Annotated in this window: 25 protein-coding genes and 1 pseudogene; 10 read left to right on the top strand and 16 right to left on the bottom strand. The window is 66.0% G+C overall.

Annotated elements, in window-relative coordinates:
• Positions 1-35: 35 nt before the first annotated feature.
• Complete coding sequence (locus OG405_RS13540; RefSeq protein ID WP_327151980.1) at positions 36-1,073, bottom strand: phosphotransferase family protein; 1,038 nt, start codon at positions 1,071-1,073, stop codon at positions 36-38.
• Positions 1,074-1,190: 117 nt separating this feature from the next.
• On the opposite strand from OG405_RS13540, the gene OG405_RS13545 reads away from it, so the two are divergent.
• Positions 1,191-2,039 (top strand): TetR family transcriptional regulator, encoded by an 849-nt coding sequence (locus OG405_RS13545; RefSeq protein ID WP_327151981.1) that lies wholly within the window; start codon positions 1,191-1,193, stop codon positions 2,037-2,039.
• Positions 2,040-2,607: 568 nt separating this feature from the next.
• On the opposite strand, the gene OG405_RS13550 is transcribed toward OG405_RS13545, so the two are convergent.
• Together OG405_RS13550 and OG405_RS13555 are read right to left on the bottom strand one after the other, a co-directional pair.
• Positions 2,608-3,519 (bottom strand): NAD(P)-dependent oxidoreductase, encoded by a 912-nt coding sequence (locus tag OG405_RS13550; protein ID WP_327151982.1) that lies wholly within the window; start codon positions 3,517-3,519, stop codon positions 2,608-2,610.
• A gap of 162 nt (positions 3,520-3,681) precedes the next feature.
• Entirely contained in the window at positions 3,682-4,893 is a 1,212-nt protein-coding gene (locus OG405_RS13555; RefSeq protein WP_327151983.1) for a pyridoxal phosphate-dependent aminotransferase, read from the bottom strand.
• Positions 4,894-4,986: 93 nt separating this feature from the next.
• Here OG405_RS13555 and OG405_RS13560 point away from each other — a divergent pair, with 93 nt between their 5' ends.
• Both OG405_RS13560 and OG405_RS13565 read left to right on the top strand, forming a co-directional pair.
• Positions 4,987-5,559: a winged helix-turn-helix transcriptional regulator gene (locus OG405_RS13560; protein ID WP_327151984.1), complete on the top strand. Its 573-nt coding sequence runs from the start codon at positions 4,987-4,989 to the stop codon at positions 5,557-5,559.
• Between the two features lie 67 nt (positions 5,560-5,626).
• Positions 5,627-6,097, top strand: coding sequence for a hypothetical protein (locus OG405_RS13565; protein WP_327151985.1), 471 nt, complete (start codon positions 5,627-5,629; stop codon positions 6,095-6,097).
• A 55-nt stretch (positions 6,098-6,152) separates the two neighbouring features.
• Here OG405_RS13565 and OG405_RS13570 read toward each other — a convergent pair whose 3' ends face one another.
• The 5 genes from OG405_RS13570 to OG405_RS13590 form a co-directional block, all read right to left on the bottom strand.
• Complete coding sequence (locus tag OG405_RS13570; RefSeq protein WP_327151986.1) at positions 6,153-7,271, bottom strand: glycerate kinase; 1,119 nt, start codon at positions 7,269-7,271, stop codon at positions 6,153-6,155.
• 40 nt (positions 7,272-7,311) lie between these two features.
• Entirely contained in the window at positions 7,312-8,115 is an 804-nt protein-coding gene (locus OG405_RS13575; protein WP_327151987.1) for an ABC transporter ATP-binding protein, read from the bottom strand.
• 17 nt (positions 8,116-8,132) lie between these two features.
• Positions 8,133-9,173 (bottom strand): ABC transporter substrate-binding protein, encoded by a 1,041-nt coding sequence (locus OG405_RS13580; protein ID WP_327151988.1) that lies wholly within the window; start codon positions 9,171-9,173, stop codon positions 8,133-8,135.
• 44 nt (positions 9,174-9,217) lie between these two features.
• Positions 9,218-9,994 carry an ABC transporter permease gene (locus OG405_RS13585; RefSeq protein WP_327151989.1) on the bottom strand — a complete coding sequence of 259 codons (777 nt, stop codon included), beginning with the start codon at positions 9,992-9,994 and terminating at the stop codon, positions 9,218-9,220.
• A gap of 221 nt (positions 9,995-10,215) precedes the next feature.
• On the bottom strand, positions 10,216-11,256 hold the full coding sequence (locus OG405_RS13590; RefSeq protein WP_327151990.1) for a LacI family DNA-binding transcriptional regulator: 1,041 nt from the start codon (positions 11,254-11,256) through the stop codon (positions 10,216-10,218).
• Between the two features lie 175 nt (positions 11,257-11,431).
• Between OG405_RS13590 and OG405_RS13595 the strand changes: the two genes are divergently transcribed.
• The 4 genes from OG405_RS13595 to OG405_RS13610 all read left to right on the top strand — a co-directional run bounded on the left by OG405_RS13595 (position 11,432) and on the right by OG405_RS13610 (position 16,007).
• Positions 11,432-12,595 (top strand): Gfo/Idh/MocA family protein, encoded by a 1,164-nt coding sequence (locus tag OG405_RS13595; protein ID WP_327151991.1) that lies wholly within the window; start codon positions 11,432-11,434, stop codon positions 12,593-12,595.
• The gene (locus OG405_RS13600; RefSeq protein WP_327151992.1) at positions 12,592-13,782 is read left to right on the top strand and encodes a dihydrodipicolinate synthase family protein; all 1,191 of its coding nucleotides are present in this window, start codon (positions 12,592-12,594) and stop codon (positions 13,780-13,782) included. The genes OG405_RS13595 and OG405_RS13600 overlap by 4 nt, the downstream gene beginning before the upstream one ends.
• Positions 13,779-14,651 carry a sugar phosphate isomerase/epimerase family protein gene (locus tag OG405_RS13605; protein WP_327151993.1) on the top strand — a complete coding sequence of 291 codons (873 nt, stop codon included), beginning with the start codon at positions 13,779-13,781 and terminating at the stop codon, positions 14,649-14,651. Before OG405_RS13600 ends, OG405_RS13605 begins: the two co-directional genes overlap by 4 nt.
• A gap of 72 nt (positions 14,652-14,723) precedes the next feature.
• Complete coding sequence (locus OG405_RS13610) at positions 14,724-16,007, top strand: cyclopropane-fatty-acyl-phospholipid synthase family protein (RefSeq protein ID WP_327151994.1); 1,284 nt, start codon at positions 14,724-14,726, stop codon at positions 16,005-16,007.
• A gap of 35 nt (positions 16,008-16,042) precedes the next feature.
• On the opposite strand, the gene OG405_RS13615 is transcribed toward OG405_RS13610, so the two are convergent.
• Together OG405_RS13615 and OG405_RS13620 are read right to left on the bottom strand one after the other, a co-directional pair.
• Positions 16,043-17,161, bottom strand: coding sequence for an alkane 1-monooxygenase (locus tag OG405_RS13615; RefSeq protein ID WP_327151995.1), 1,119 nt, complete (start codon positions 17,159-17,161; stop codon positions 16,043-16,045).
• 404 nt (positions 17,162-17,565) lie between these two features.
• The gene (locus tag OG405_RS13620) at positions 17,566-18,663 is read right to left on the bottom strand and encodes a lipase family protein (protein ID WP_327151996.1); all 1,098 of its coding nucleotides are present in this window, start codon (positions 18,661-18,663) and stop codon (positions 17,566-17,568) included.
• Positions 18,664-19,191: 528 nt separating this feature from the next.
• On the opposite strand from OG405_RS13620, the pseudogene OG405_RS13625 reads away from it, so the two are divergent.
• Positions 19,192-19,845: pseudogene (locus tag OG405_RS13625) on the top strand (hypothetical protein).
• Here the strand turns inward: OG405_RS13625 and OG405_RS13630 are convergent.
• Complete coding sequence (locus OG405_RS13630; protein ID WP_327151997.1) at positions 19,808-20,467, bottom strand: LLM class flavin-dependent oxidoreductase; 660 nt, start codon at positions 20,465-20,467, stop codon at positions 19,808-19,810. The pseudogene OG405_RS13625 and the gene OG405_RS13630 sit on opposite strands and share 38 nt — an antisense overlap.
• 327 nt (positions 20,468-20,794) lie before the next feature.
• Between OG405_RS13630 and OG405_RS13635 the strand changes: the two genes are divergently transcribed.
• Positions 20,795-21,535, top strand: coding sequence for a class I SAM-dependent methyltransferase (locus OG405_RS13635; protein WP_327151998.1), 741 nt, complete (start codon positions 20,795-20,797; stop codon positions 21,533-21,535).
• A gap of 34 nt (positions 21,536-21,569) precedes the next feature.
• Positions 21,570-22,523 (top strand): phosphotransferase, encoded by a 954-nt coding sequence (locus tag OG405_RS13640; RefSeq protein WP_327151999.1) that lies wholly within the window; start codon positions 21,570-21,572, stop codon positions 22,521-22,523.
• A 126-nt stretch (positions 22,524-22,649) separates the two neighbouring features.
• On the opposite strand, the gene OG405_RS13645 is transcribed toward OG405_RS13640, so the two are convergent.
• The 5 genes from OG405_RS13645 to OG405_RS13665 all read right to left on the bottom strand — a co-directional run bounded on the left by OG405_RS13645 (position 22,650) and on the right by OG405_RS13665 (position 26,135).
• Entirely contained in the window at positions 22,650-23,189 is a 540-nt protein-coding gene (locus tag OG405_RS13645) for a hypothetical protein (RefSeq protein WP_327152000.1), read from the bottom strand.
• Between the two features lie 141 nt (positions 23,190-23,330).
• Positions 23,331-23,717 carry an ArsR/SmtB family transcription factor gene (locus OG405_RS13650; protein ID WP_327152001.1) on the bottom strand — a complete coding sequence of 129 codons (387 nt, stop codon included), beginning with the start codon at positions 23,715-23,717 and terminating at the stop codon, positions 23,331-23,333.
• On the bottom strand, positions 23,714-24,952 hold the full coding sequence (locus tag OG405_RS13655) for an MFS transporter (protein ID WP_327152002.1): 1,239 nt from the start codon (positions 24,950-24,952) through the stop codon (positions 23,714-23,716). The genes OG405_RS13650 and OG405_RS13655 overlap by 4 nt, the downstream gene beginning before the upstream one ends.
• A gap of 135 nt (positions 24,953-25,087) precedes the next feature.
• Complete coding sequence (locus OG405_RS13660) at positions 25,088-25,573, bottom strand: hypothetical protein (protein WP_327152003.1); 486 nt, start codon at positions 25,571-25,573, stop codon at positions 25,088-25,090.
• 151 nt (positions 25,574-25,724) lie between these two features.
• Entirely contained in the window at positions 25,725-26,135 is a 411-nt protein-coding gene (locus OG405_RS13665; protein ID WP_327152004.1) for a DUF5997 family protein, read from the bottom strand.
• Between the last annotated feature and the right edge of the window lie 34 nt (positions 26,136-26,169).

Raw genomic sequence — 26,169 nt, forward strand, 5'->3', positions numbered from 1 at the left:
CCGCTCGACGACGGGCGGACCAGCCCGCTACCGCATCACCGTGGCGCCGTGGCGAATTCGGTGATGGCGGCGTGACCGCGTTCGACCAGGGCAGGCACCATCGCGCCGAGACGATCGAAGCCGTCTCCCACGGTCAGCCCCTGCTGTGCGCGGTAGTGGATGCCCTCGAAGATCGCCGCGATCTTGTAATAGGCGAAACCCAGATACCAGTCGAATTCGGACAGGTCGCGGCCGGTTTCCTCGGCATACGTCCGGACCAGGGTGCCGCCGGTGGGGTACCCGGGGACATCACCGGGGACCGCGGCGACCGGGCTGTCCAGCCCGCGGATGCCGTCCCACCAGACGACCATCGAGGCGAGATCGGTCAGCGGGTCACCGATCGTGGCCATTTCCCAGTCCAGGACTCCGACCACCCGGCCGTCGGCCGGATCGACCACCACATTGTCGAGGCGATAGTCACCGTGCACGATCCCCGGCGCCTGCCCGGCGGGCAGAATGCGACCCAGCCGCTCCCCCAGACTCGTGAGATCCGGCAGATCACGGCTGTGCGACGCGGCCAGCTGAGCAGCCCAGCGGCGCAGTTGGCGTGCGAGATACCCGGCCGGTCGCCCCAGGTCGCCCAAGCCCACAGACTCGGGGGCGAGCTGATGCAAGCGGCCCAGCGTCGCGACCAGCCCGGCGGCGAGTTGCTCGGACGCGGCGCCGAACGCGTCGAGTTGCGCACGTTCACGGAGCACTACCCCTGACGCGAACTCCATGACGTAGAAGGGCGCACCGATGATCTCCGCTCCGGCGATCACCAGTGGCTTCGGGACCGGGACATCGGTCGGATGCAGTGCCCGCAACACCCGGTACTCACGGGTCATATCGTGGGCGGTGGCGAGTACGTGCCCGAGTGGTGGACGGCGCAGCACCCAGCGACCGGTTCCGTCCGTGAGCAGATAGGTCAGATTGGACCGGCCGCCGGCGAGCAATTCGACCCGCAGCGGACCACTCAGCAAACCGGGCACCTCGGTGCGCAGAAACTCTTCGAGCAGCGGCACCGAGATCCCCGGTGGAGCAGTATCCGACATGACCATCTCCTGAACCGAGCGATCGAACGGTAGGTTTGAACAAAACTGGAAGCTAGCCCATGGGCCGCGGCGATGTCAACGGCGACTACGCTCATCCCACCGCGAAAGGAGTACGGAGTGGCCGGACAGCAGAACGCGCACGACGAAGCCGACGCTCGCGAAGCCCTCGGCCGGCGACTTCGCGCGGCCAGACAGCGCAAAGGCCTCACGATCCGGGAAGCCGTCCCCGAAATCGGCGTCAGCATCGGCACCTGGAGCGCGATCGAGAACGGACACGCGCGGATCAGCGATGATCGGCTCGCCACTGCCGCCGCACTGTTCGAGACCGATCTCGCGAGCCTCCGTACCGCCACTCCGGCACCGGTCGCGACCGATGGGCAGTGGCGGGACTTCCCGCCGTTGAGCCTCGCTCCGCCGGTCGCGGGAGCACTGAACGCCTTCGTCGAGGTCGGCTACCACGGGTCGTCGATCCGCGATATCGCCGACCGGGCGGGCCTGTCGGTCGCGGGCGTCTACCACCACTGGCCGACCAAACAGCATCTGCTGGTCGCACTCCTGGACATGACCATGGACGACCTCCAGGAACGTTGCCGCGCGGCTCGCGCGGAGGGCGACGGGCCGGTCGAACGCCTGGAGAGGCTGGTCGAATGCCTGGCCCTCTACCATGCGCACCGCCGAGAGCTGGGGTTCATCGGCGCGAGCGAGATGCGCAGCCTGGAGGAGCCGCACCGCGCCCGGATCGTGGCGGCCAGGCGGAACGTGCAACATATGGTCGAAGACGAGATCAGCGAGGGATGCCGGCGCGGCGCGATGCAGACACCACTGCCCCGGGAAGCCGCCCGCGCGGTGGTGACGCTGTGCACGTCCCTGCCGCAGTGGTGGTCACCTACCGGGGGGCTCACCCCCGAGGCGGTCGCCCGGCAGTACATCGACTTCGCCCGCGATCTCGTCCGCGTCCCCCGTTGAGGGTTCCGCCCAGCAGGGATATGGTCCATAACGATCGATTGATCGGCCTTGTTCAGTAGGTGTTCATGTCCGGGTACGAACATCCCCCATCGCGAAGAGCGAACTCCGGCGCGTTCCACTGTTCGGATCACCGGTAACGGCACCACACCCGTCACCGCTCCACGAACCCGGCCTCGCACCATGTCGCGCTTCGGTGTGCCCGCGCCGGCTGCACGTTCGCCATCGGGCTCGGGAGATACCCAGCACCGGTAACGCGTCCGGGGCGCGGTCCCGGAACGATCCTCGATATGTCGAGAGTTCCTACCTTCATCCCCACCTGCTGGGTCGTCCTCATCGACCGGGCCGGGCTGCTCATCGGCCACATACGCACGACGAGGAGCCGGGTGCTGCGCGCCGTCGCTATCACCCTCGCGGTGCCGGGACCGGCCATCAGCTGCGGTTCGGAGTCTCACCAGCCATCGCGTCCGGCGAAGATCGCGTTCGCCGACGATCGGCGGTCGGTCTTCGTGATGAATCCCGATGGCACTCGTGACCGAGGCCGGCGCCCTCGAACCAGCCGCAGCCGCGGTCACGAACGCGGCTTTGCCTGCTTGAACAGCTCATAGATGGCGAAATAGTTCTGTCCGCCGTATCCCTCGGCGATGGCGTGTTCGGCTATCTCTTTCATCAGCCGCGGCTGGCCGGAGTGGACGCCCTGCTCCTCGCTGGTGCGGGTGATGTGTTCCAGTGCATTCAGATTCATCTCCAGCGTGCCCAAAGCGCCGGGGTAGTTGGCGGCGTCCAGGTCTGGCGCCTGCTCGGCCAGTGACGCGTAGTCCACCACGGCGGGCATGAACCAGCCGAACGCCAACTCGGCGAACTTCTGGGCCGACACATTCGCGGAATCGAGCAGGGCGGTCGCGTGTAGCCAGCCGTTGATGGTCGCGTACATCATCTCGAGTAGAGCGGTGTTGTAGAGCACCGCCAGGCCGGTATCAGCCCCGAGATAGCGCGGGTCCCCCAAGCTCGCCAATGTCGTGCGGTGCCGATCGAAGACGCTCTGCTCACCGCTGTACAGAAATACCGCGTCGGGTTCGCCCACCAGCGGCGGCGGCACCATGATGGCACCGTCGAGATAGTCGATGCCGTGTTCGGCGGACCATGCGAGGGCTGCGTGCGCCTCGGTCGGCGTCCCGGAGCTGAGGTTGACAAGGACGCGGCCTTCGAGCTCGGCGGTAGCGGGGTCGACGACCCGGTACATGGTCTCGTAGTCGTTCAGGCACACGATTGTGATCGGGCTCGCGGCGACCGCCTCGGAAACGGTCTGCGCGCGGCCGGCGCCCTTTGCGACCAGCTCGTCGGCTTTGCCGGGTGTACGGTTCCAGACGGTGAGGGAATGCCCCTGCTTCAACAATGCTTCTGCCAGCGCCAGGCCCATGGGCCCGAGGCCCACGAGGGTGACCCGGTTGTCGTGCTGGTTGGTCGCGTGCTCGAGTGTCATACAAGGTACGTTAAAGTCTCACATCGGTGTGAGAGTCAACTCGAATCCGTGTGGTGGCCGACACACACGCACAGGGCCGCGGCTCGACGAACCGGCATCGGCGTGCGTCGGCGGCGGCCGGGAGTAGTCCCTGCCACACGCGATGGCGGAACCGCCCCGACATCACTGGCGGTAGGTCGCCAAGAAGCGGCCGATACGTTCGATGATCGCCTCGAGATCGTCGGCGTGCGGGAGGGTCACGATGCGGAAGTGGTCGGGGCGGGGCCAGTTGAAGCCGGTGCCCTGCACAATGTGCAGCTTCTCCTGGAGGAGGAGATCCAGGACGAATCGTTCATCGTCGTGGATCGGATAGATATCGAGGTCGATCTTCGGGAAGGCGTAGATCGCACCCTTGGGCTTTACACAGGACACGCCGGGGATGGTATTGAGCGCTTCCCAGGCGCGGTCGCGTTGTTCACGTAGCCGGCCACCGGGCAGTGTGAGGTCGTAGATGCTCTGATGACCGCCGAGAGCGGCCTGAATCGCCTGCTGTGCGGGTACGTTCGCGCAGAGACGCAGGCCCGCGAGCATGGTCAGACCCTCCAGATAGCTCTTTGCGTGGTGCGTCGGACCCGACACCACCAGCCATCCTCCCCGGAACCCGGCACATCGATAGGACTTCGACAATCCGGAGAAGGTCAGGCACAACAGGTCCGGAGCGAGTGGGGCGGTCGCGGTGTGAGTGAGGTCGTCGTAGTGGATCTTGTCGTAGATCTCGTCGGAGAACACCACGAGATTGTGACGACGTGCGATCTCCAAAATCTCACGCAGGACATGCGGCGGATAGACCGCGCCGGTGGGGTTGTTCGGGTTGATGATCACGATCGCGCGAGTGCGGTCGGTGACCTTCGCCGCGATATCGGCCGCATCGGGGTACCAGTCGGAGGACTCGTCGCACTGGTAGTGCACGGCCCGGCCGCCGTTGAGCGTGGTCGCCGCGGTCCACAGCGGAAAGTCCGGCGCGGGGACGAGTACCTCGTCGCCGTTCTCCAGCAGCGCCGTCATCGCCATCATGATCAGTTCCGATACGCCGTTGCCGAGGAACACCTCCTCGACATCGACATCGTCCATGCCCAGGTCCTGGTAGTACTGCACGACGGCGCGCCGCGCCGAGAGCAACCCCTTGGAGGAGGAGTAGCCACTGGATGCCGGCAACGTACGGACGATGTCCTGCAGGATTTCCGATGGCGCCTCGAACCCGAACAACAGCGGATTGCCGGTATTCAGCTTCACCACATGATGCCCCTCGACCTCCAGTCGCGCGGCGTGTTCGGCGACCGGGCCGCGGATCTCGTAGGACACGCCCGACAACTTGCTCGACTGCTTGACCTGCATCAACATCCTCTTCTCGGCACGGCTGCCGCCTACTCTACTTGGAAGTTCCAAGTATGCCCTTGGAATTTCCAAGCTCTGAGCTAGAGTGAGGGCATGTCCCGCCGAACCTACGGTCACTTCTGTGCCGTCAGCCGCGCACTGGACGTCGTGGGAGACCGGTGGAATCTGCTCGTGGTCCGCGAACTGTCATCGGGTCCGCGCCGCTACAGCGATCTGTTCGCCGACTTGCCCGGCATCAGCACCGATGTGCTGGCGGCCCGGCTCAAAGATCTCGAGCGCGAGGGCGTACTCACGCGCCGCCGCGTCGGCCCACGGGCGACGACCACGGTCTACGAACTCACCGCGGTGGGCGTCGGCCTGCGGCCCGTGCTCGACGCACTGTCGGCCTGGGGCACACCACTACTCGGCGAGCGCGGCGACACCGATGCTGTCCGCGCGCACTGGTTCGCCCTGCCGCTGGGCCGCGCGGTCGCAGACCTGGTCGAGACGGGGACGGTCACCGTCCATATCGGTGAGAGCACCCTCTACTACGTGGTGACCGAAACGGGCGTCAGCCATCACGACGGCCCCGCGGCCGAACCGGACCTCGAACTCCACCTCGATCTCTCCGGCGCGATCGACGTAGCGCGAGGCAACCGCACCTTGGCCGATACCGTCACCACCTGACCGCCCATGGCAACCCACGAATACCGATCCATCGAGTCACTCGTCAACCGATCCTGGAGGTCTTACCGTGCTCAACCGTGCTCGACTGTTCGCGATCCCGGCGATCGCACTACTCGCTCCCGGCGCTGTAGCGCTGGCCGCCGGACCCGCAACGGCTGACGATCTCGACGAATGGACGTCGGTCGACAACGCCGAGTACCTGGTCCGGACTCCGGATCACGACGCGACGGTTTTCTTCCGAACCCCGGATGGGCGCCACTGCGCGATCTACCTCGACGGGCTGTCGGGATGCGATGCCGTGCCGATCGACGCTCCGGCAGGGACGAACGGAGTACGCGTTTCCGGCAACGAACCTGCCCACTACGTAGCCTCCGATACGCCGATATTCACCTATTCCGGCGAAGCGAAGGTTCTACCGGAGGGGCACAAAGTCTCGTTGGGATACGCCACCTGCGGCGTCGGCTTCCAGGGGACGGTCACGTGCGACATCCTCGACCACGGATTCACCATCGCCGCCACCTACGGCATCCTGCACTGAGAAAGTGGGCCCGGCAAGTCGCGGCCGGAAGCCACCCGGGTGGCGCCGGGCGTATTCATCGCGCCACGAGGGCGGTGCGGCCGATCCGCCGGCCGATCCGGGTCAGCAGCTGCCGGGTCAGTTCAGGATCACCGGCGGTATCTCTGTCGGTGTAGTCGCCGAGGGAATGGATGTCGGTGAATCCCGCGAGTCCCCATCGGTCCGGGGACAGCGTGTTCCGCCCGGCGACGGCGACGACCGGGACGGGGTGGGAGCGGCGAGCCAGAACCGCAGGCAGTTTGCCGTGCGCTGTCTGCTCGTCGATACTTCCCTCCCCGGTGACCACCAAGTCGTAACCGGGCAGGTGCCGATCGTATTCGAACAGGTCGAGAAAGTAATCGGCACCTGACACGATCTCGCCGCCGAGCAGTAACGCGGCGAAGCCGATCCCGCCCGCGCTGCCCGCTCCGGCTGTGGCCGCGAAGGCCTGCGCGTCCGGGTAGCCGCTGCGGGCGAAGGCGCGGACGAGGTTGCGCAGGCCGGCGTCGAGGAACCGCACCTCGGCGTCGGTGGCCCCCTTCTGTGGGCCGTACACCGCCGCCGCGCCGTCCGGTCCGAGCAAGGGATTGGTGACATCGCCTGCGACCACGATCTCGACCCCGGCCGGTCTCGCCGCCCGCGATGAGTCGACAGTGTGGACTCGGCCCAGACTCCGTCCGCATGCTCGCAATCGCCTTCCCCTCGCGTCGGCGAAGGTGAAACCCAGCGCGGCGAGCAGTCCCATCCCGCCGTCGGTGCTGGCGCTGCCACCGAGTGCGAGGACCAATCGGTGCGGCCGACAGCGCAACGCTTGCGCGATGGCTTGTCCCATACCGAGGCTGCTCGCATCCAGCGGCAGGGTGCGGCCGCTCGGCAGGGTGGCCAGGCCGCAGGTATTCGCGACCTCGACCACAGCGGTACCGGCGCCGACGGCGATCCGCCCGTATCTCGGAGTTCCCGCCGCCCCGGCCACCGTTACCGGATGCGGAACGAAACCGGCCGCGACCGCGGCATCGACGCTTCCATCCCCGCCGTCGGCCAGCGGCATTCTGTAGCTGTCGGCTCCCGCCTCCGCCAAGCCCGCCGCCAGCCGGTCGGCCACCTCGGACGCGGCGAGACTCCCTTTGAACTTGTCCGGGGCAACCAGAACCCTCACGCGGTCGGCTTCCTGTCAGTGAGTCGGCGGGGATCGAATATCAGTCCGCTTGCGCCACCGAACCGAGCAGATCCCGGACCCGGTTGGCGACCCTGATGAATTCCGGCGTCTCCATCGTCGTGGCGTAGTTCCGGTGCGCGGGCAGGTCGACGTCGAGCATTTCGATGATCCTGCCCGGCCGCGGGCTCATCACGACGACCCGGTTGGCGAGATATACGGCCTCGGCCACCGAATGGGTGACCAGCAGCACGGTTGTGCCCGTTTCCCGCCAGATCCGATGCAGCTCGACATTCATCCGTTCCCTGGTCAGCGCGTCGAGTGCGCCGAACGGTTCGTCCATCAGCAGTACTTCCGGTTCGTGCAGCAGGGCCCGGCACAGTGAAACCCGTTGCTGCATACCGCCGGAGAGTTCGTGCGGCAGCGCATCCTCGAATCCGCCGAGTCCGGTCATCTCGATGAGACGGGCGCATTCGGCCGCGGCCGTCCGTTTGTTCATGCCGCGCATCTCGGCCTGGAGCAGGATGTTCTTGCGTACGGTCCGCCATTCCAGCAGTGCGGCGCGCTGGAATACGTAGCCGATATTGCGCTGCGGCCCGCGCACGGGAGCGCCGCCGAGTTCGACATCGCCCCCGCTCGGATCGGTGAGGCCGGCGACGACTTTCAGCAGTGTCGATTTGCCGCAGCCGGACGGGCCGACGATCGAAACGAATTCGCCTCGACGGACCTGCAAGTCGACGTCGTGCAGTGCCGTGACCTCGCCGCGTTTGGACGAGAACCGGACGTTCAGGTCGGTTACCGCGACCGCGGTATCGGTGCGAGCGATGGTGGTGGTGGATGTGCTCATATCGTCACCTGCTCCGGTCACGGCTTGGTGGTGGGTGTGAACTCAGCGGCCCAGTACTTGGCCGGGTTCTCGGCCTTGTCGAGGAGCTTCGCGCTGCTGAGGACATCGACGGTGGCGCGCCAATTCGCTTCGGAATTGGTTCCCGGCGCATTACCGGCGGTCTCCGGCGTGCTGAGCAGCGGGATAGTCTGCTGCCACTGCTGGAGCAATACCTGCTGCGGCGGCAACTGTGGATCCTTACCTTCCATCGCGGCGACCGCTGCCTCCGGATTCGCGACCGCGGCGGCGAAGGCTTCGCTCGTCGCATCCACCATGGCCTGTACCAGCTCGGGCGAGGACTCGATGGTGGCCTCATTCGCGATCAGCCCGTTACTGAAGAAGTTCAGGCCCTGGTCCGAATACCGCAGGTAGCGGACCTCTTTACCGCTCTTGTTCGCGATCGTGGGGCCCTGGTCGTGTGCGAATCCGATCAGCCCGTCGACGCGCCCCGAGAGCATCGCCGACATCTTGCCCGCCGAGTCGAGGCTCTGCTGGGTCACCTGGTCGGCCGGAACGCCTGCCTTGTCGAGATAGACCGGGAAGGTCGTGGTCGGTGCGTCACCCGCGGAGACGGCAATGGTCTTACCCGCCAGATCGGCCGGCGTCCGGATATTCGAATCGGCGAATACCTGCACTGCCGACGGGGTGGTCTGGAGGTAGACGCCGACGCTCTTGATCTTGACGCCCTTATCGATATTGCTGAGGACGGCCGGAGTATCGGCCCAGCCGAAGTCGGTCTGCTTCGAACCGGTGGCCTGCGCGGTTTTGGTCGAGCCCTGGCCGGCCGAGATCTTCAGATCGATGCCGTGCTCGGCGAAAATGCCCTCTTGCACCCCGTAATAGAACGGGGCGTGCTCGCCGTAGGGGTACCAGTTGAGCATCAGCGACACCGGGGTGGTCTTTCCGTCGGCGCCGGGATCCTTCGCGTCGTTGCCGCCGCCCCCGCAGCCGGTCAGTACCAGGACCGAGGCCACCGCGGCGGCGCCGATCGTCGTGAGTGTGCGAATTCCGAATTTCATGCGAGTTCTCCAGCTGTGGCGCGAAGACGGTTTGTCCGACATGCTCATGCCGCGCCGACGGCCGAAGCCGTGGAGCGACGGGAGGCGTGCCATGGAATGAGGAACTGCTCGGCGATCTCGATGATCGCGAACAGGATGATGCCCAGCATGGACATGATGATCAGGGCGGCGAACAGCATCGCTGTGTCGATATTGCCGTTGGCTTGCAGAATCACGTAGCCGAGGCCCTCGTTCGCGCCGACGAATTCGCCGACGACGGCGCCGGTGACCGCGAGGGTGGCGGCGATTTTGAGGCCGGACATCAACTGGGGCAGTGAGGCCGGAAAACGTACCTTCACGAAGGTCTTCCAATTGCTCGCGCCCATCGTGGAGGTGAGCTCGAGTATCTCGGGATCCACCGAGCGCAGCCCGGCCATACCGGAGATGACGATCGGGAAGAAGGCCATCAGTACGGCGACGAGGATCTTGGGACTGGTGCCGAACCCGAGCCATACGATGAACAGCGGTGCGATCGCGATTTTGGGGATGACCTGCGCGAAGAGGATGAGCGGATACATCGTTCGCTCGATACCGCGCGAGTAGATCATCACCAGCGCGACGGCTTCGCCGATCAGCGCGGCGATAACGAAGCCGACCACCGTTTCGTAGGTCGTCACCCAGGTGTTCTGGAGCAGGTATGTCGAGTTGTCAGCGGCGGTGCGCCAAGTATCCGCCGGCGACGGCAGAATGTAGGGCTCGACGAATTCGAACTCGGTGACGGCCCACCATGCGGCGACGAGCACCGCTACCAGGGCGAGCGGCCGCCAAATGGTCGACCACATAGTGGATGGGGATGGGAGCTTCCGGCGCCGAGTGCTGACGGGTTGCGTCGCCTTCGGTGCGGAGGAACTGGCCTCGACGGACGTGACTACCGCCATCTGGGGTCCTAAAGCTAGTAGTGAGCGGGGTTCGCACTGCACCCGCTGGGAATGCGCTTTCCGAAGCTGGGACCGAGGCTAGTGTGACCGGACCCACAGTGTCAAGGGTTTCGAATTCTCGCAGGTCAGACCTGCCGCAAAACGCTACTTTCGCGCAGGATCACGCGGCCGGGCACGAATTCGTGGACATGCGCGGCCGTCGCGGAGTCGTCGAGCGCGAGCGCGACGGCGCGTTCGCCGATATCGACCAGCGACAGCGCCACCGTCGACAGGCCGGGTACATGGTCACGCAGCGTCGGGATATCGTCGAACCCGGCGACACAGACATCGTCGGGGACCGCGAGGCCGCGCGCACGCCACGCCGCGATAGCCCCGATCGCCATCACATCGCTCACAGCGAATACGCAGGGCGCGACATTGCCGACCTGCCCGGGACGCAGATCCAACGCGGCAGAGAGGCGACGAGCGGCGCTGAATCCACCGTCACGGGAGAAGTCCCCCGCGATCTCCACGAGCGGCGTCACGCCTCGGGTCGCGAGGGCTTCGACGAAGCCGTTGCGCCGGTCGACAGCGGTCCTGATATTGCCCGGTCCGCCGATGACGGCGAAATCCCGGTGCCCCTGCGCGAGCAAGGCATACGCCAATTCCGCTGACGCCGAATGATTTTCGGGCTCCACGGCGGCACCGAAGGTCAGCGGCTGCCCTATCACGACCACCTTGCCGCTGTTGTCCAGATACCGCGCGCATTCCTTCTCGAGATCGCGGTCGAGATCCCCGCTCTGGCGCGAACCCGCCAGGATGATGGCATCGGCGCGGTGCGAGATGAAGGTGCTCACGGATTCGCGTTCGATATCGAAATCGCGTTGCGTACTGGCCAGCAGGACGAGCTTCCCCGCCCTGCGCGCCGCCGCCTGGACACCCTGCACGATCGAGGAGAAGTAGGGGTCGGCAATATCGTGCACGACGAGCCCGATGAGTCCGGTCGACGACCGTGCGAGGGCCTGGGCCTGGGCGTTTGCCACATACCCCAATTCGGCGGCGGCGGCGCGAACCCGATCGGCGACGCCTTCGCCGGGAACCCGTGCCGAGCCGTTGAGCACGCGGGAGGCGGTCGCCTGGGAGACGCCCGCCCGGGTTGCGACGTCTTGCAATCTCACAGCCGCCATGGCCTCGTTCCTCGTTCCATCGATACGCGCGGGGTTGACCGGACTTCGCGACTAGCATAGCTTGGAAAGCGCATTCCGACGCTGCCTTGTCCACTCGCCGCGTGCGGGTCCAACCGCACCGTCCACGACCCATTCTGCGGTCGTCTGCCACGCAAATCAGAAGAGGCACATACCAATGCCCGATTCCACTCCCCCACGCACGCTCCGCATCGCCATGAACGGCGTCACGGGTCGCATGGGCTACCGCCAGCATCTGATGCGATCGATCCTGCCGATCCGCGACGGCGGTGGGCTGCTGCTCGCGGACGGCACCCGCGTTCCGGTGGAGCCCATCCTGGTCGGCCGCAATGCCGGCGCACTCGCCGAACTCGCCGAACAACACGGCATCGCCGAATGGAGCACCGACGCCGCCGCCGTCATCGCGGATCCGTCCATCGATATCTACTTCGACGCCCAGGTCACCTCGCGCCGCGCCGAAGCGCTCGCCGCGGCGATGAAGGCGGGTAAACACATCTTCACCGAGAAGCCGACCGCCGAAACGCTGGTCGAGGCAGTCGAGCTCGCGCGCGTGGCCGCCGACGCCGGCGTCACCGCGGGAGTCGTTCACGACAAGCTCTACCTGCCCGGCCTGGTGAAGTTGCGCAGGCTCGTCGACGAGGGCTTCTTCGGCCGGATCCTTTCGCTGCGCGGCGAATTCGGATACTGGGTCTTCGAGGGCGACGGCCAACCCGCCCAGCGGCCCAGCTGGAACTACCGGGCCGAGGACGGCGGCGGCATCGTCGTCGATATGTTCTGTCACTGGAACTACGTGCTCGAGGGCCTGCTCGGCAAGGTCGAGGCAGTGACCGCGAAAGCGACAACCCATATCCCCACTCGATGGGACGAACAGGGGAAGCCGTATCCGGCCACCGCCGACGATGCCGCCTACGGGATCTTCGAGATGGAGAACGGCGTAGTCGCACAGATCAACTCGTCGTGGGCGGTGCGCGTGTACCGCGACGAACTCGTCGAGTTCCAGATCGACGGAACGCACGGCTCTGCCGTCGCCGGCCTGCGCAAGTGTGTTGCGCAGCATCGCTCGCATACGCCCAAACCGGTCTGGAATCCGGATCTCCCGGTCACCGAGCCGTTCCGTGACCAATGGTTGGAAGTGCCCGCGAACACCGATCTGGACAACGGATTCAAATTGCAGTGGGAGGAGTTCCTCACCGACGTGGTGAACGAACGGCCGCACCGCTACGGGCTGCTCTCCGCCGCACGCGGTGTGCAGCTGGCCGAACTGGGACTGCGCAGCTCCGCCGAAGGCCGTCGGATCGAGATTCCGGAGGTCACGCTATGACGACGACGTCCACCGGTGTGTCGGTCGTGCTGCCCATCGACGGCCGGTTCGAACCGTACGTTCTCGGCGGGCCGGGTGCGTGGACGCGGCCGGCGCGACCGATCACCTCGCGCGTGGCCTTCGCTGCCGCGCATGTCGTTCCGCGTGCGACGGCGGACAACACGCCGGGTGCGCCCGCAGCTGTCGACTGGGACGCGACGCTGGCCTACCGGCGCGAATTGTGGTCCTACGGGCTCGGTGTCGCCGATGCCATGGACACCGCACAGCGCGGAATGGGCCTCGACTGGCAAGCCAGCGCGGAACTGATCCGGCGATCCGGCGCAGAGGCGGCATCGGTCGGTGGCAGGCTCGCCTGCGGAGCAGGAACCGATCAGCTCGACCCCGCCGGACTCCTCTCCGGAACGGCCGGACTCGACAGGATCGTCGAGGCGTATCGCGAGCAGATCGACGTGGTGACCGACGCCGGAGCACAGGTGATCTTGATGGCCTCACGGGTACTCGTACAGGTCGCCCGGTCGGCCGCCGACTACCTGTACGTCTACGAGAAATTGCTGGCCGGTGTGGATCGGCCGGTGATCCTGCACTGGCTCGGAGCCATGTTCGATCCGGCGCTGCACGGATATTGGGGCAGCACCGATATCGATACGGCCACCGAGACGTTCCGCGACCTCATCGAGAACAACAGATCGAAGATCGACGGAGTCAAGGTCTCACTGCTCGACGCAGCACACGAGATCGCACTGCGACGCGCGCTACCCGATGGGGTACGGCTGTACACGGGCGACGATTTCAACTATCCCGAGCTGATCATCGGTGATGAGCAGGGGCATTCGGATGCACTGCTGGGTATCTTCGCGGCGATCTATCCGGCCGCGTCCACCGCACTACAGGAACTCGACAACGGCAATGCGGCGCGAGCGTCGGAAATACTCAGCTCCACACAGGCACTCGGACGTCACATATTCGCCGCACCGACGTATTACTACAAGACGGGTATCGCGTTCTTGTCGTGGCTCAACGGTAAGCAGCCGGGCTTCTCGATGGTGGCCGGGCTGTCCACGGGCCGATCCGTACCTCATCTGGCCGAACTGTTCCGGCTCGCGGACAAAGCCGGAATGCTGTCGGACCCGGAACTGGCCGCGCACCGCATGCGGATCTACCTCGAACTGAACGGATCGGCATCATGACATCGGTTGCTGCACAGCAAGCGCCATTCGATCCGGCCGATCCGTACCGGTCGCTGTCGCTGAATACGGCGACGACGAAGCGGTGGACCCTCGCCGAGGCGGTGGACGGCGCTGCCCGTGCGGGGCTCGGCGCGATCGGACTGTGGCGCGATCGGGTCGACGAGATCGGTGCCGCCACCGCGGCGAAGATCGTCGCCGATGCGGGGCTGCGCGTCTCCAGTCTCTGCCGCGGCGGCTTCCTGACCGAACCGGGCGACGGGCAGGCGGCACTCGACGACAACCGCCGTGCCATCGACGACGCGGCGACACTGGCCACCCGGGAACTGGTGATGGTGGTGGGCGGTATACCGGACCGGGACCTCGTCGCCGCGCGGGAGCGGGTGGACGAGCGGCTCGCAGTGCTGGCCCCGTATGCGGCCGAGCGCGGTGTCCGGCTCGCCCTGGAGCCGTTGCATCCGATGTTCTGTGCCGACCGCGCGGTGATCTCCACACTGGCACAGGCGCTGTCGATGGCGCAGCCGTACCCGGCGGAGACCGTGGGTGTCGTGGTCGACACCTTCCATATCTGGTGGGATCCGTCCCTGGAAGAACAGATCGCACAGGCCGGTGCATCCGGGCGGATCAGCTCGTATCAGGTATGTGACTGGCTGAACCCGATGACCGCCGATCCGCTGCTGTCGCGCGGCATGATGGGCGACGGCGTCATCGACTTCGCGACCATCGGCCGGTGGGTTCGTACCGCCGGTTACCGCGGTGACGTCGAGGTCGAGATCTTCAATGCCGCGGTCTGGGCCGGCGACGGCCGGGAAGTGCTCGAGACGATGAAGCAGCGCTACCGAGATCTGGTCCTGCCGTCCCTGGTGGACTGAACCGGGCACCCCAGGCCAGGATGGCCCGCGTCGTTGCGACACCCGCAGCGCGACGCGGGCCATAGTGGTCCGATGGGTAACAAGGCCACGATCGCGACCGTGTTCGAACCTCTGCTGCGTGCCACCTTGGGCCCGCGCCCTGCGCTGGGGTTCGAATTCTGGGACGGCAGCACGATCCGACCCCACCGTGAAAGCTCCGGCACCATGCGCGTGCGATCCGAGGATGCGCTGCGCCACCTGGTCTGGGCGCCCGGGGAACTCGGCCTGGCGCGTGCGTTCGTCTCCGGCACAGTGGATCTCGACGGCGATATCTTCACGATGCTTCGAGCACTGCAGTCGACCGCGACGAACGACACCCGCCTCGGTCTCGGGGCGGCCTGGCAGGCCATCGCCGCGGCGCGGCAACTCGGAGCGCTCGGTCGCCGTCCGCAGCGCCCCCCGGAGGAGGCGCGACCGCAGCGCGGGCCGTTGCACACCAAACGTCGCGACGCGGCGGCGATCAGTCATCACTACGACGTCGGCAACGACTTCTACCGGCTGGTGCTCGGACCGAGCATGACCTACTCCTGCGCGCGGTTCGTGCCGGACGACGGCGGCTCATTGGAGGAGGCCCAGCGCGCGAAGCACGACCTGGTCTGCCGCAAATTGGGCTTGGCCGAGCAGAAGGCCGCGCGCCTGCTCGACGTGGGATGCGGCTGGGGATCCATGGCGATGCACGCGGCGTCGACCTATGGGGCGCAGGTCGTCGGCGTCACTATCAGCAGTGCTCAGGTAGAGCTCGCCCGCCGGCGAGTCGCAGACGCGGGCCTGTCGGGCAGTGTCGAGATCAGGCTCGCCGACTATCGGGACCTGCGCGGCGAAGAGTTCGACGCCATCTCCTCGATCGGTATGTTCGAACACGTCGGCTCCGAGCGCGCCGCCCAGTACTTCGACACCCTGCGCGCACTGCTGCGCCCGCGCGGACGGCTGCTCAACCACGCCATCTCCTCGCCGGGCGGCTCCATCATGCAGAATCGTTCCTTCGTCGGGCGCTATGTCTTCCCGGACGGCGAACTCGTCGATGTGGGTGAGGTCGTACTGGCCATGGAACGCGCCGGTTTCGAAGTTCGTGATGTCGAGGCCCTGCGCGAGCATTACGCGCTCACCCTTCGCAATTGGGTCGCGAATCTGGAAAGCGCTTGGGAACAGGCCGTTTCACTCGTCGGCGAAGGACGAGCACGAATTTGGCGGCTTTATATGGCGGCGTCCGCGCTGGGCTTCGAGGACGGCGGACTCGGCATCCACCAGGCACTCGGCGTGGTACCGGAAAGAACGGGGAACGCCGATATGCCCGCGACACGGCGTGCCTGGGGATAGACCGTGCGGATCGGCGCACCGTTGTTTCCGTGCGGTCACCTTCGAGGTTTGCTGTTGACGAGCGTGATGTCGCCGCCGTAGTGGGCGAGGACCCGGTGATCCATTACCGCGCGCCACAGCGGCGGGACGGCGGCGATCAGGATCATGGTGGCGTAACCGAACGGCAGCTGTGGAGCCTCTTGGGAGCTGCGCAGAGTCTGGTAGCGGCGGCCGGGGTTGGCGTGGTGGTCGCTGTGGCGCTGGAGGTGGAGAAGGAAGATATTGGTGACCAGACGGTCGCTGTTCCAGCTGTGGCGTGGTGAGCACCGCTCGTATCGGCCGTCGGCTCGGCGCGCTCGTAGCAAACCGTAGTGCTCGATGTAGTTCACGGTCTCGAGCAATCCGATGCCGATCACGGCCTGCAGTGCCAGGAATGGGATGACGACGGGACCGAAGACGATAATCATCGAACCGAACAAGACGACGCTCATCGACCATGCCTGCAACAGATGGTTGTCCCGGCTGAACCACTTTCTTCCCTTACGGGACAGAAGTTCCCTTTCCAGCGTGAGCGCCGAGCGGAAGCCGCCTCTCACACTGCGCGGTATGAACGCCCACAACGACTCGCCGAAGCGGGAGCTTGCCGGGTCCTCGGGAGTGGCGACGCGGACGTGATGGCCACGGTTGTGCTCGATGAAAAAATGACCGTAACCGGATTGCGCCAGCGCGATTCTCGCCAGCCGGCGTTCGAGATGTTCGGCCCGATGACCGAGTTCGTGGGCCGCATTGATACCGATACCGGAAACAATTCCCAGCGTTGCGGTCAGCCCGAGTTTGTCGACGAGCTGCAGTTCGTGGCCGGACCACATGTATCCCGCGATGGCCAGGCCGATCAACTGAATGGGCAGGAAAAGGAATGTGCACCAGCGATAATAACGATCGTTGGACAACGCTTCATAGTCTTCGTCTCGCGGGCTGGTTCCGTCACTGCCCACGATTACGTCGAGTGTCGGGATCACCACCAACACGAGGATCGGACCGATCCACCAGAACAGCGCCAGTCCCGTAGAGCTCACCAGCTGGGCAGGCAAGAGCGCACAACCCGGCGCCACGGTGCTCAGAATCCAGAGATAACGTTTGGGATCGCGGACATTCGCGTGTCTGAGGATTGTCATATGTGTGTCTCGTTCATCCAACCGACAAACTCGATCGGGTATGGCCGGTGAAAACGGGTATCGCCGAATTCTCTCGCACCGGGGCCGCGGTTCCTACCACACGTTTCATACGGGTTCGTGGCTGAGCGCGCGTTATCGGCGCGTCGGTGAATTTGCGATTCGCGGCGGAATTCAGGATATCGGCGCTGCCGGTAGCTCTGACGGATCGGAGCGGCTTCCGATACTTCGCGCCCTGGCATCTCGGTTCGCTCGGCCCGGTCGGTCCGGGCCGAATCGGCCCGTGGACCGACCGTGGCCGGGCATGGGATGGAGTCACGCGCATGCGATCAGCTGATGATGCGCGATAGTGGCAGCAGCCTCTGCTGTCCGATCGGGGTACTGGGTCACCGTCATACCTTCGCAGACTAAGGCAGGGCCGCGCAGTTCACGGGGGCCGGCACGTCGGCAAGGCGATCGGTCACCCACTGCTGGGAGGTCGACAGTGACGGGAAGAAGGCCACATCGTGGGTGCCCAGAAATCCGGCGGATATGGCGGGCACCGAGGCGTCCGAATCCAGCTGAACGGCCGCGCCACCACTGCACCAACTCGAGGCCATACCGTGCACAGCCGGGTACGGAGCAGGGCCGTCATCGTTCCTGGCCGAGTAGATCCGTACCGGCACCGAGGGGGCGGACCCGCCGAGCCGCTGCTCGTCGAGTGCCTTCTTCAGTTCCGGCGAGCCATCGATCACGACCGCGAGCGGCTGTCCGCTGGTGGTCCATTGGGACGTGTTCTGAGGTTGCGCGAAAGTGCTGGAGAGGCCGCCGCCGCATTTGCCTATCGAATCGCGCATGATCGCCTTACCGGTGTCGTTGAGCGCAGCGTCGAGCGCCGGACGGGTGTCGGGATAGTCGGCGGCGATGCCGTTGAGAATCCAGGCGATGGCCGGTGCGACGCCGGGGCGGCCGTCGCTGCGCGCGATGAAGTCCTGCGGGCTCACCGGGGGCCCGCCCACGTAGGCGCCGCGCACGTTCAGCTCGGGGGCATACTTCGGTTGCAGTTCGGCCGCGGCAGCGGAGGCCATGCCGCCTTGGGAGTAGCCGTAGAGTACGACCGGCGACTCCGGACCGAGGCCGGTGCCGGGCAGCCGCAAGGCGGCACGCGCGGAGTCCAGCACCGCATAGCCTTGCGTTTTGCGGTTGAGGAAATTGTGAATTCCCGGTGTGCCGAGGTCGTGATAGTCGGTCATCACCACTGCCATGCCGCGGGACAGCAGTTGATAGATCGCGATGACGTCGTATTCGAAGACCACATCGGCCGGAGGCTGGTATCGGATCACCTGCGACAGCATCGCCGAGGGCGCGCATTCGGCGCCTTGCCCCTGTGTGCCACCCGCATACGCCACCAGCGGGCGTTCACCCGGGCCGGTCCACGGCTGGAGCGGCTCCAGATATGTTCCCACCACCGTAGTCGGTGCATCATGGGTATCGGTGCTGGCGTAGGTGAGGCGTGTCGACCCCACCGGTACGATCCCGGGTAGCCCCGGGGCCGACAACGCCAGCTGCGACACTTCGGCACGGAGAACCTCGCCCCCGACTCCTGGTGACTGCGACGTCGGTTGCGTCCAGGCGGGTGGTGCGGCGATCGCCCCACCACCGACGGCTATGAGAGTCCCAGTCAACACTGCGACCCAGGTACGTTTTTCGCTCTTCATATCAACCCTTCATGCGATGTGGTCCATCCAGGGCAGCTACCGAGCCGAAGAGACTCAATCGCCGCAGACGCGATATGTCAGCTGATCGGACCGTGAGCAGGAAACCGTGACGCTTCGACTCAATAGATTCAGATCGAATACTGCGAGTATCTATGGTCGAACGAAAAACCACGTGCCTATGCGACCTCGTGTCGCCGACGGCGGACAGAATATTCCGGGCAGAAGGACCGGGTGTCGGTTTTGCCAGTGGATGTAGGCACCGATCGCGGCGTCCTGTTCGTTGTGGCCGCGGTGGGCCTGTTGCCCTCGAGCTCGACCTCGGCGAAGACTGATCTCATGGCAGGCGCACGGAGCGAGACCGAGTTCCACCCGCTACGGACCCCACGAGCCGCGGCGGTCGCCGGTGTCGTCTTCGGTGTCCTGTTCGCCTCCAGCATCGTGCTGCTGCGTAGTGCGCTGCCCGGCGAGGCCGCTGCCCCATAGGTACGCCACCAGACGCAGATCACGGCAGCCCTGATCCTCACGCCCTTCGCGGGCATCGCATTCCTGTGGTTCATCGGTGTCATCCGCGATCGGCTCGGGGATCTCGAAGACCGATTCTTCTCGACCGTCTTCCTGGGTAGTGGGCTGCTGTTTCTCGCCATGACGTCCGTGTCGACGGCAGTCGCCGGCGGGCTCCTCGCCGTGTCCCGGCTCTCCGATGTTCCGGATAACGACCTCGTCTTGTTCGGACGTGAGGTGATGTTGCATGTGAACAACGTCTACGGGGTTCGCATGGCCGGGGTGTTCATGATCTCCCTGGGGACTATCTGGCTGCGCACCGGACTGATGCCACGGTGGCTGGCTGCCGCCACCTACCTGCTGTCACTCACCCTGCTGGTGGTCGTGAGTTTCAGGCTCTGGGTGACGTTGGTCTTTCCCGCCTGGGTGATGGTGATCAGCGTGTACATCCTCACTGCGGATCGACCGCAACGGATCCCCCCGGACTGACCGTCGCGGACGCGAGCTGTGCCGCCCGGTACGCGGCGACCCGTCCGGCCGCGATCTCGTCGCGGGGTCCCCGCGGCGACGAGGTCCTTCCGGTGAGCACCCCGAGGTCGAGTTCGGCGGCGAGCGCGAATCCCGGACCGGAGGCGGTACCGATCCACAGTCGGTGCGCCAGTTCGGGGGTGCCCGGGACCAGGTCGCTACCGGCCGAGAACAACTCGCGTAGTCGATGCACGGTCTCGGTGAACCGCTGGTGCCGCTGGTCGTGGTCGCGGCCGAACAACCGTGAAGTCGCCTCGTCCGCGCCCGCTCCGAGGCCGAGTTCGAGCCGACCGAAGCTCAGCGAATCGACCATCGCGGCGTCTTCGGCCAACCGGATCGGATCCTCCAGGGATCCGACGACCACGGCGGTACCCAGGCGGATCCGTGCGGTTCGCTGTGCTATCGCAGCCAGCAGGACCAGCGGCGACGGACAGTGCCCGCGTTGCGCTCCGAAATGATGCTGCGCGACCCAGAAGGAATCGAAACCCAGGTCCTCCGCGTACCCGGCGAGGTCGATGTTGTCCCGCAGGACATCGGCAGAATCACCGTCACCGACGACATGCGAGATGAATCCGTACCGCATGTCCTCTCCCGGTCGCCGCGGTCTGTGGTCGGCCCCACTTTAACGGCGGGCATCGTCGGGGGCGACCGTGGCTGGGAGCGGCCGCTGAGTCGTCCGGTGTCGGTCGGATCTTTATCGACACGATGCCGAAAACGGCACGCTTTCCGGCAGTCGTTCGACCCGAACGTGTGTAGCCTCCCCTGCCGAGAACCAGTTCGATCTCGCGCCGGGTGGTGTAACGCGCACGACCGCCGTGATCGAGGCAGCCACAGCGCGACAGCCCCACCCGCACGGTATGCAGATCGCTGTTCGGCAGACCTTCAGGTTGATTCTGGAAACGGAGGCGTTGTGAACTGGGAGTTGTGGCAGCGTAGTTGGGATCAGCAGCAGGAGTTCTATCTCCCCGAACGCGAGGAACGGTTCCGCGTGATGGCGGAACTGGTAGCGGCCGCGGTGGGGCCGACACCACATATTCTCGATCTGGCCTGCGGAACAGGCACGATAAGCCGGCACCTGTTCGACCGTCTACCGGGAGCGAGATCGGTCGCGGTCGATATCGACCCGACGATGCTGGCGATCGCCCGGGGATCGTTCGAGGGAGATTCGCGCGTCACCTTCGCGACGGCCGATCTGGCCGAGTCGGGCTGGACGGAATGCCTGCCGGTCGAGCCGTTCGACGCCGTCCTGACCGCGACGTCGACGCATTGGATGAAAACCGAACCATTGGCTCGCCTGTACGCCGACCTCGCGAAGGTGGTCCGGCCGGGCGGAGTGTTCGTCAACGCCGATCACATGCCCGATCCGGAAACCCCGATGCTCAACGCGATCGACGAGGCCATGCAGAGCGCACACCAGGATCGCGCCCGCGCGATGGGTGCGCTGGATTGGGAGCAGTGGTGGGCGAAGGTGGCTTTCGACCCGGGCCTGACCGAGGAACACGCGGGCAGCCGTGCGATCTTCGACCGGCACACCGGGGGTGTGGAGCACCCGGTCGCCTGGCACTGCCTGCGGCTGAGAGAAGCCGGGTTCTTGGAGGCCGGGGTGGCGTGGCGTTCGATCAGCGACGCAATGGTGGTCGCGATCAGATAGTAGGCACGGTCCCGGGCGCTGCAACGATGGAGCCATGACCACCTTCCTGACACCGCAACAGCGCGCCGGCCGTACCTCCGCCGCCGTCGACGCAGCCGTCGCGGCGGGGCGCGAGCTCGGCCTGACCGTCACCGACCCCCTGGTGTTGCACGACGTCTTCTCCGTCGTCGTCCATCTGACGCCCTCGCCGGTCGTGGCCCGGATCCCCACCGTCGTGCCGAACCGTGACGACACGGTCGCCCTCGCGCGCCGCCAGCAGGACGAGCTGGATGTGACGCATTGGCTCGCCGGCCGGGGAATCCCGGTGATCGCGCCCAGCCCGCTCGTGCCGCTGGAGCCCGTTCAGCGGGACGGTTTCTCGATGACTTTCTGGTCGTTCGTCCCGGAAGATCGAACCGAGGCACCCGACTATGTGGCGAACGCCGAAAGCGTCGCCGACCTGCACGTGGCACTGCGTACCTACCCGGGCCACCTGAAATTTCTGTCCGCGGCCGAGCCGCAGTTCATCGCGGAAAGCCTCGCCGGCCTCGACCGGCACCCCACCCTGATCGGTGCGGCCGAGCTGGACCGCGCTCGCCGCGAGTGGCAGATCCTGGAGCCCTTCGTGCGCTCACAAACGGCTTTCGAGGCTCGGTTCCCGGGTATCGGCCTTCAGCCCATCCACGGCGACTCGCCACCGGCGAACATATTCGCCGGGGTGGACGGGGACCTCTATGCCGACTTCGAACTGGTCACGCTGGGGCCCGTCGAGTGGGACCTCGCCGGTCTCGGACCGGAGCACGAATCCGCCTACAATCGCGGCGCGCAACGCAACGGAACAAGATCGCTGGACGAGGATGTCCTGGGCTTCGTCAACGCTGTGGGCATGCTACGAGTCGTCGCCACCCTGACGCTGGCCCCGCAACTGCCCGAGCTGATGGAGTACCTCCAGCCCGCCCTCGACCACTGGCAGACGATGCCCTCGCCGCCGGCATATCCGCAGCCCTGATCGACCACCCACCGCCGCACGATCTCCTGAGCGGTAGCGGCCACGGCCGCTGTGTCGATATGCCCTGGATGGCAGGCTGTTTCGCGGTGCGGGATTACCGAACGACGTGGTGTGGATCGGTAGAGGTCAGATCAGATTCCAGAAGTACCCCGGGGTAGTGAGCGGGGCTTCGGTGTTCTGCAGCACCAACGCTATGCCATTGTCACGCAGATACAACTGGTGGTTGGAGCGTGGAGCGAATGCCCATTGGGGCGGCTCAGTGGTGCCGCCGGCGATCCAATCGGCCCGGGGGTCGTCACAAGAGCCGACAATCACCACGCCCGGGTTGGTGGACGTGTCGCCGATAAGGCATTTCCCGAAATGATCGGTGAGTTCCAAACGCAGGTAGCTCTCGTCGGTCAGGAGTCTGGTGAAGATGTGCGATTCATCGGAGCGACAGGTAGAGCCGTCGACGGCGTCCCCGCGACCTGCGGCAACTTCGTTGTAGTAGACACAGGCGGGATGGTCCGGGTCGCTCCGCTGCATGAAGCTGAACTCCTGCGGGAACCCGGCGTTCGGCGTAGCGTTCGGCACGACCGGGCCCGCGGGCTCGGCAACGGCAGGCGCCGATGTCGCACCCGACACCGCGAGCGCGGCGGCGACGAGCGCCACAATTTTTTTCTTCACAACTACTCCTCGAGCGGATTCGAGACGAAGACAGACGCGGTCGGGTCTCCCGAGAATCGCACGGCCGCATCGGTATTGGGCACGGCAACACTACCAATGAACCCTGTCGTCCGCGGCTCGTCCACGAAGTCTCCAGGCTGGTTATTCGTGTGGTGGTTCGCCGGTGATGAGGTGGTCGGCGTGGTTGAGACCTTCCTGGATCACGCGAGTGAGGTGTCCACCGTGGAGCCGGTAGACGACGCGGCGGCCTTCTTTGCGAGTGTCGACCAAGCCGATGAAGCGAAGTTTGGCCAGGTGCTGGCTGACCGCGGTCCGGGAGGCGCCGCACGCTTCGACGAGGGCGGTGACGTCGGCTTCACCATGAGTGAGTAGCCACAGCAGGTGCAACCGGGTCGGGTCGGCCAGCATCTGGAACACGCCCGTGGCGGCGGCGAGGCGCGCGGGGTCCGGAGACACCGGGTGGGTGAGACTGGCCTCGGGGGGCGCAGGCTCGTCGGCACGCTCGGCCATCAGGGTCACCACTTTCATCCGACCGCCACCGGGATGGGTGCGACCTGCTCGTCGGCGGGCCACAGGCGGGCAGCGGTGATGGCTGCGAGTGTAGCCACAACGGTCGACACGGCTGCGGCAATCGCGTGACCGGCCTGGACGCCGACCCACCCGGCGATCGGGTAGGTGAGCAGGAAGCAGGCGTGGGACAGGGAGAACTGGGCGGTGAACACCGCTGCCCGCTCCCGCTCGTCGGATCGGTAACGCAGCAGCCGCGCGGTGGGGGTGTTGATCAGGGAGGTCGCGGCGCCGAGGGTGAGCCAGGCAAGGGCCAGAACGAACCAGCTGACCGTGGGGCCCGGTTCGACAGCGAGCAGCACCGTCGCCACGGCCAGCGCGGCAGGTACGACGGCGGCACCGGTGAACATCACCGTGCGGTCGGATGCGGTGGTGAGCAGCCGCGGCATTGCCAGGGCGACCAGCATCGACCCGCCGCCGAAGCAGCTCAGGGCGATAGCGACACCCGTATCGGAGCCGCCGAGAAGGTCTCGGACGTAGACGACGGTGTTGACAAGCACCAGCCCGGTTCCGGCGGCGACCACGAGGTTCAGCGCCAGCAGCCCGCGCAGCACCGGCCGCGATCCCATCACGCGAGCTCCGGCCACAATACGAGCCGTCAGCGGCACGGATCGATCCGGCGCCGGGAGGAGTGGCAGCGCCGTGGTCACGACGAGCAGCGCGGAGGCGAAGAATCCCGCGACGGTGCCCAGGAACAACCAGTGGTACCCCATCACGGTCAGTGCCACGGCGGCCAGCAGCGGCGACAGCACCGCTTCCAGGTCGTAGGCCAGCCGCGACAGTGACAGCGCTCGGCTGTAGTCGCGCTCGGCGGGCAGCACCGAGGGGATGATCGACTGGAAAGCGGGTGTGAACGTCGCCGAGGCGGCCTGCAATACGAAGATCAGCACATAGATCTGCCACACCTGATCCACCAGCGGCAGGCCGAGGGCGACCGCGGCGCGCACGATATCGGCGGTGACCAGCACCGCGCGGCGCGGCAGCCGATCGGTGACCGCGGCGACAACCGGCGCCACCGCGACGTAGGCGACCATCTTGATCGCCAGCGCGGTGCCCAGCACTGCCCCGGCTTCGGCGCCGGCCCGGTCGTAGGCCAGCAATCCCAGCGCGACGGTCAGCAACCCGGTCCCGGCCAGTGCGACCACTTGCGCGGTGAACAATCGCCGGAACATCTGGTGGCCCAACACTTCCAGCATTCCACGCACCTTCGCCTCGAACCGAATCGCCCCACCCACGGTATCCTATATGTGCACACTTGCGCACGTATAGTTCAAAGGGGGCATCTCGAGCGGATCGGTTCGTGGTCGAAGGATTGCCGGCAGGGCCCGCGCTCAGCTCAGTGTGAACGTCGCAGTCCCCGAAATCTGCTCCATCTCCCTGTCCTGCGCGTCCAGCGCGACGATCCGAGCCTCCACCCGGCCGACACCCGGCGCCGTACCGAAACCGACGATCACGCCGTCCACCGTGTCTTGGACGACACCGTTCACCACGCGGTGCTGCTGCCCGTCGGCATACCCGCTGTCCAAGTTCTTGAAGCGCACAGCGACCTTCCAGTCCGAGCAGGCCTCCCCGGTCTGGGTGACCTTCACCCGCACACCGAACGTGCCGGCCTTCTCCTGTCGCACGGTGACCGCATCGATGATCGCGGAGCAGTCGGTCGGAATCAGGCGCGTCAAGGTCGGCAAGAACGCAAAGCCCGGATCATGCGGAATGGCCGTAGACGGTGCCGCGAGCCCGACCACCCCAGCGGCGGTCACCGCTGCGATGACACCGGCGCGGGTCAAAAGTTGTTGCAGCAGTTTGCGATTGAAAGTCATGCCCGGCTTGTCGGGTCACCGACAGCCACCGTTACAACAGTCGTTGCGTTGGTGAAATCACTGTAACGCCCGGACAAGACGCTGTTGATGATCCCGTACAGAGCTGCGAACCACTGCGCGGCCCGACCACACCCGGCCTCGGGGACAACCTCTAGCGGCCCTTCGCCGACCGGTTGGTCGCTGCCCGGCGTTCGGCCTCCTTGGCAAGGGCCCGTTCGCCCTCAGCGCGCACGTCGGCATAGCTTTCGCGTTCGCGGACAAGCCACTCCGGCGGATCCGCGAGGAAAGCGGCGATCTCGTCGGCGGTGAGCGAGTCGGAGACTCCTGCTCGGGTGAGGCCGCTGTTGGAGACACCCAGCTTGCGGGCCACGATGTCGCGCGGGAACGGTCCGGTGCGGCGCAGCTCGGTGAGCCACTGCGGCGGGTTCGTCCGGAGCTCATCCAACTCGGATCGGGAAATCGGGTTGTTCCGGAACTCTTCGGGAGCCGCCGGAAGATGGATGCCGAGCTTGTTCGCCGCGGTCAGCGGCTTCATCATCTGCGGTTTCTTGTCCAGGCTCACCGGAACAGCGTATCGGGCCGCCGAGCGGCCCGGA

The organism is Nocardia sp. NBC_01329, assembly GCF_035956715.1.
Lineage (GTDB): Bacteria > Actinomycetota > Actinomycetes > Mycobacteriales > Mycobacteriaceae > Nocardia.

Bases quoted from the DNA above. Each gene is read 5' to 3' on its own strand.
- OG405_RS13560 (WP_327151984.1), top strand. From the start codon at position 4,987: ATGTCCCGCCGAACCTACGGTCACTTCTGTGCCGTCAGCCGCGCACTG.
- OG405_RS13610 (WP_327151994.1), top strand. From the start codon at position 14,724: ATGGGTAACAAGGCCACGATCGCGACCGTGTTCGAACCTCTGCTGCGT.
- OG405_RS13540 (WP_327151980.1), bottom strand. From the start codon at position 1,073: ATGTCGGATACTGCTCCACCGGGGATCTCGGTGCCGCTGCTCGAAGAG.
- OG405_RS13580 (WP_327151988.1), bottom strand. From the start codon at position 9,173: ATGAAATTCGGAATTCGCACACTCACGACGATCGGCGCCGCCGCGGTG.
- OG405_RS13640 (WP_327151999.1), top strand. From the start codon at position 21,570: ATGACCACCTTCCTGACACCGCAACAGCGCGCCGGCCGTACCTCCGCC.
- OG405_RS13555 (WP_327151983.1), bottom strand. From the start codon at position 4,893: ATGCAGGTCAAGCAGTCGAGCAAGTTGTCGGGCGTGTCCTACGAGATC.
- OG405_RS13550 (WP_327151982.1), bottom strand. From the start codon at position 3,519: ATGACACTCGAGCACGCGACCAACCAGCACGACAACCGGGTCACCCTC.
- OG405_RS13605 (WP_327151993.1), top strand. From the start codon at position 13,779: ATGACATCGGTTGCTGCACAGCAAGCGCCATTCGATCCGGCCGATCCG.
- OG405_RS13585 (WP_327151989.1), bottom strand. From the start codon at position 9,994: ATGTGGTCGACCATTTGGCGGCCGCTCGCCCTGGTAGCGGTGCTCGTC.
- OG405_RS13600 (WP_327151992.1), top strand. From the start codon at position 12,592: ATGACGACGACGTCCACCGGTGTGTCGGTCGTGCTGCCCATCGACGGC.
- OG405_RS13595 (WP_327151991.1), top strand. From the start codon at position 11,432: ATGCCCGATTCCACTCCCCCACGCACGCTCCGCATCGCCATGAACGGC.
- OG405_RS13650 (WP_327152001.1), bottom strand. From the start codon at position 23,717: ATGAAAGTGGTGACCCTGATGGCCGAGCGTGCCGACGAGCCTGCGCCC.
- OG405_RS13615 (WP_327151995.1), bottom strand. From the start codon at position 17,161: ATGACAATCCTCAGACACGCGAATGTCCGCGATCCCAAACGTTATCTC.
- OG405_RS13575 (WP_327151987.1), bottom strand. From the start codon at position 8,115: ATGAGCACATCCACCACCACCATCGCTCGCACCGATACCGCGGTCGCG.
- OG405_RS13630 (WP_327151997.1), bottom strand. From the start codon at position 20,467: ATGCGGTACGGATTCATCTCGCATGTCGTCGGTGACGGTGATTCTGCC.
- OG405_RS13655 (WP_327152002.1), bottom strand. From the start codon at position 24,952: ATGCTGGAAGTGTTGGGCCACCAGATGTTCCGGCGATTGTTCACCGCG.
- OG405_RS13660 (WP_327152003.1), bottom strand. From the start codon at position 25,573: ATGACTTTCAATCGCAAACTGCTGCAACAACTTTTGACCCGCGCCGGT.
- OG405_RS13590 (WP_327151990.1), bottom strand. From the start codon at position 11,256: ATGGCGGCTGTGAGATTGCAAGACGTCGCAACCCGGGCGGGCGTCTCC.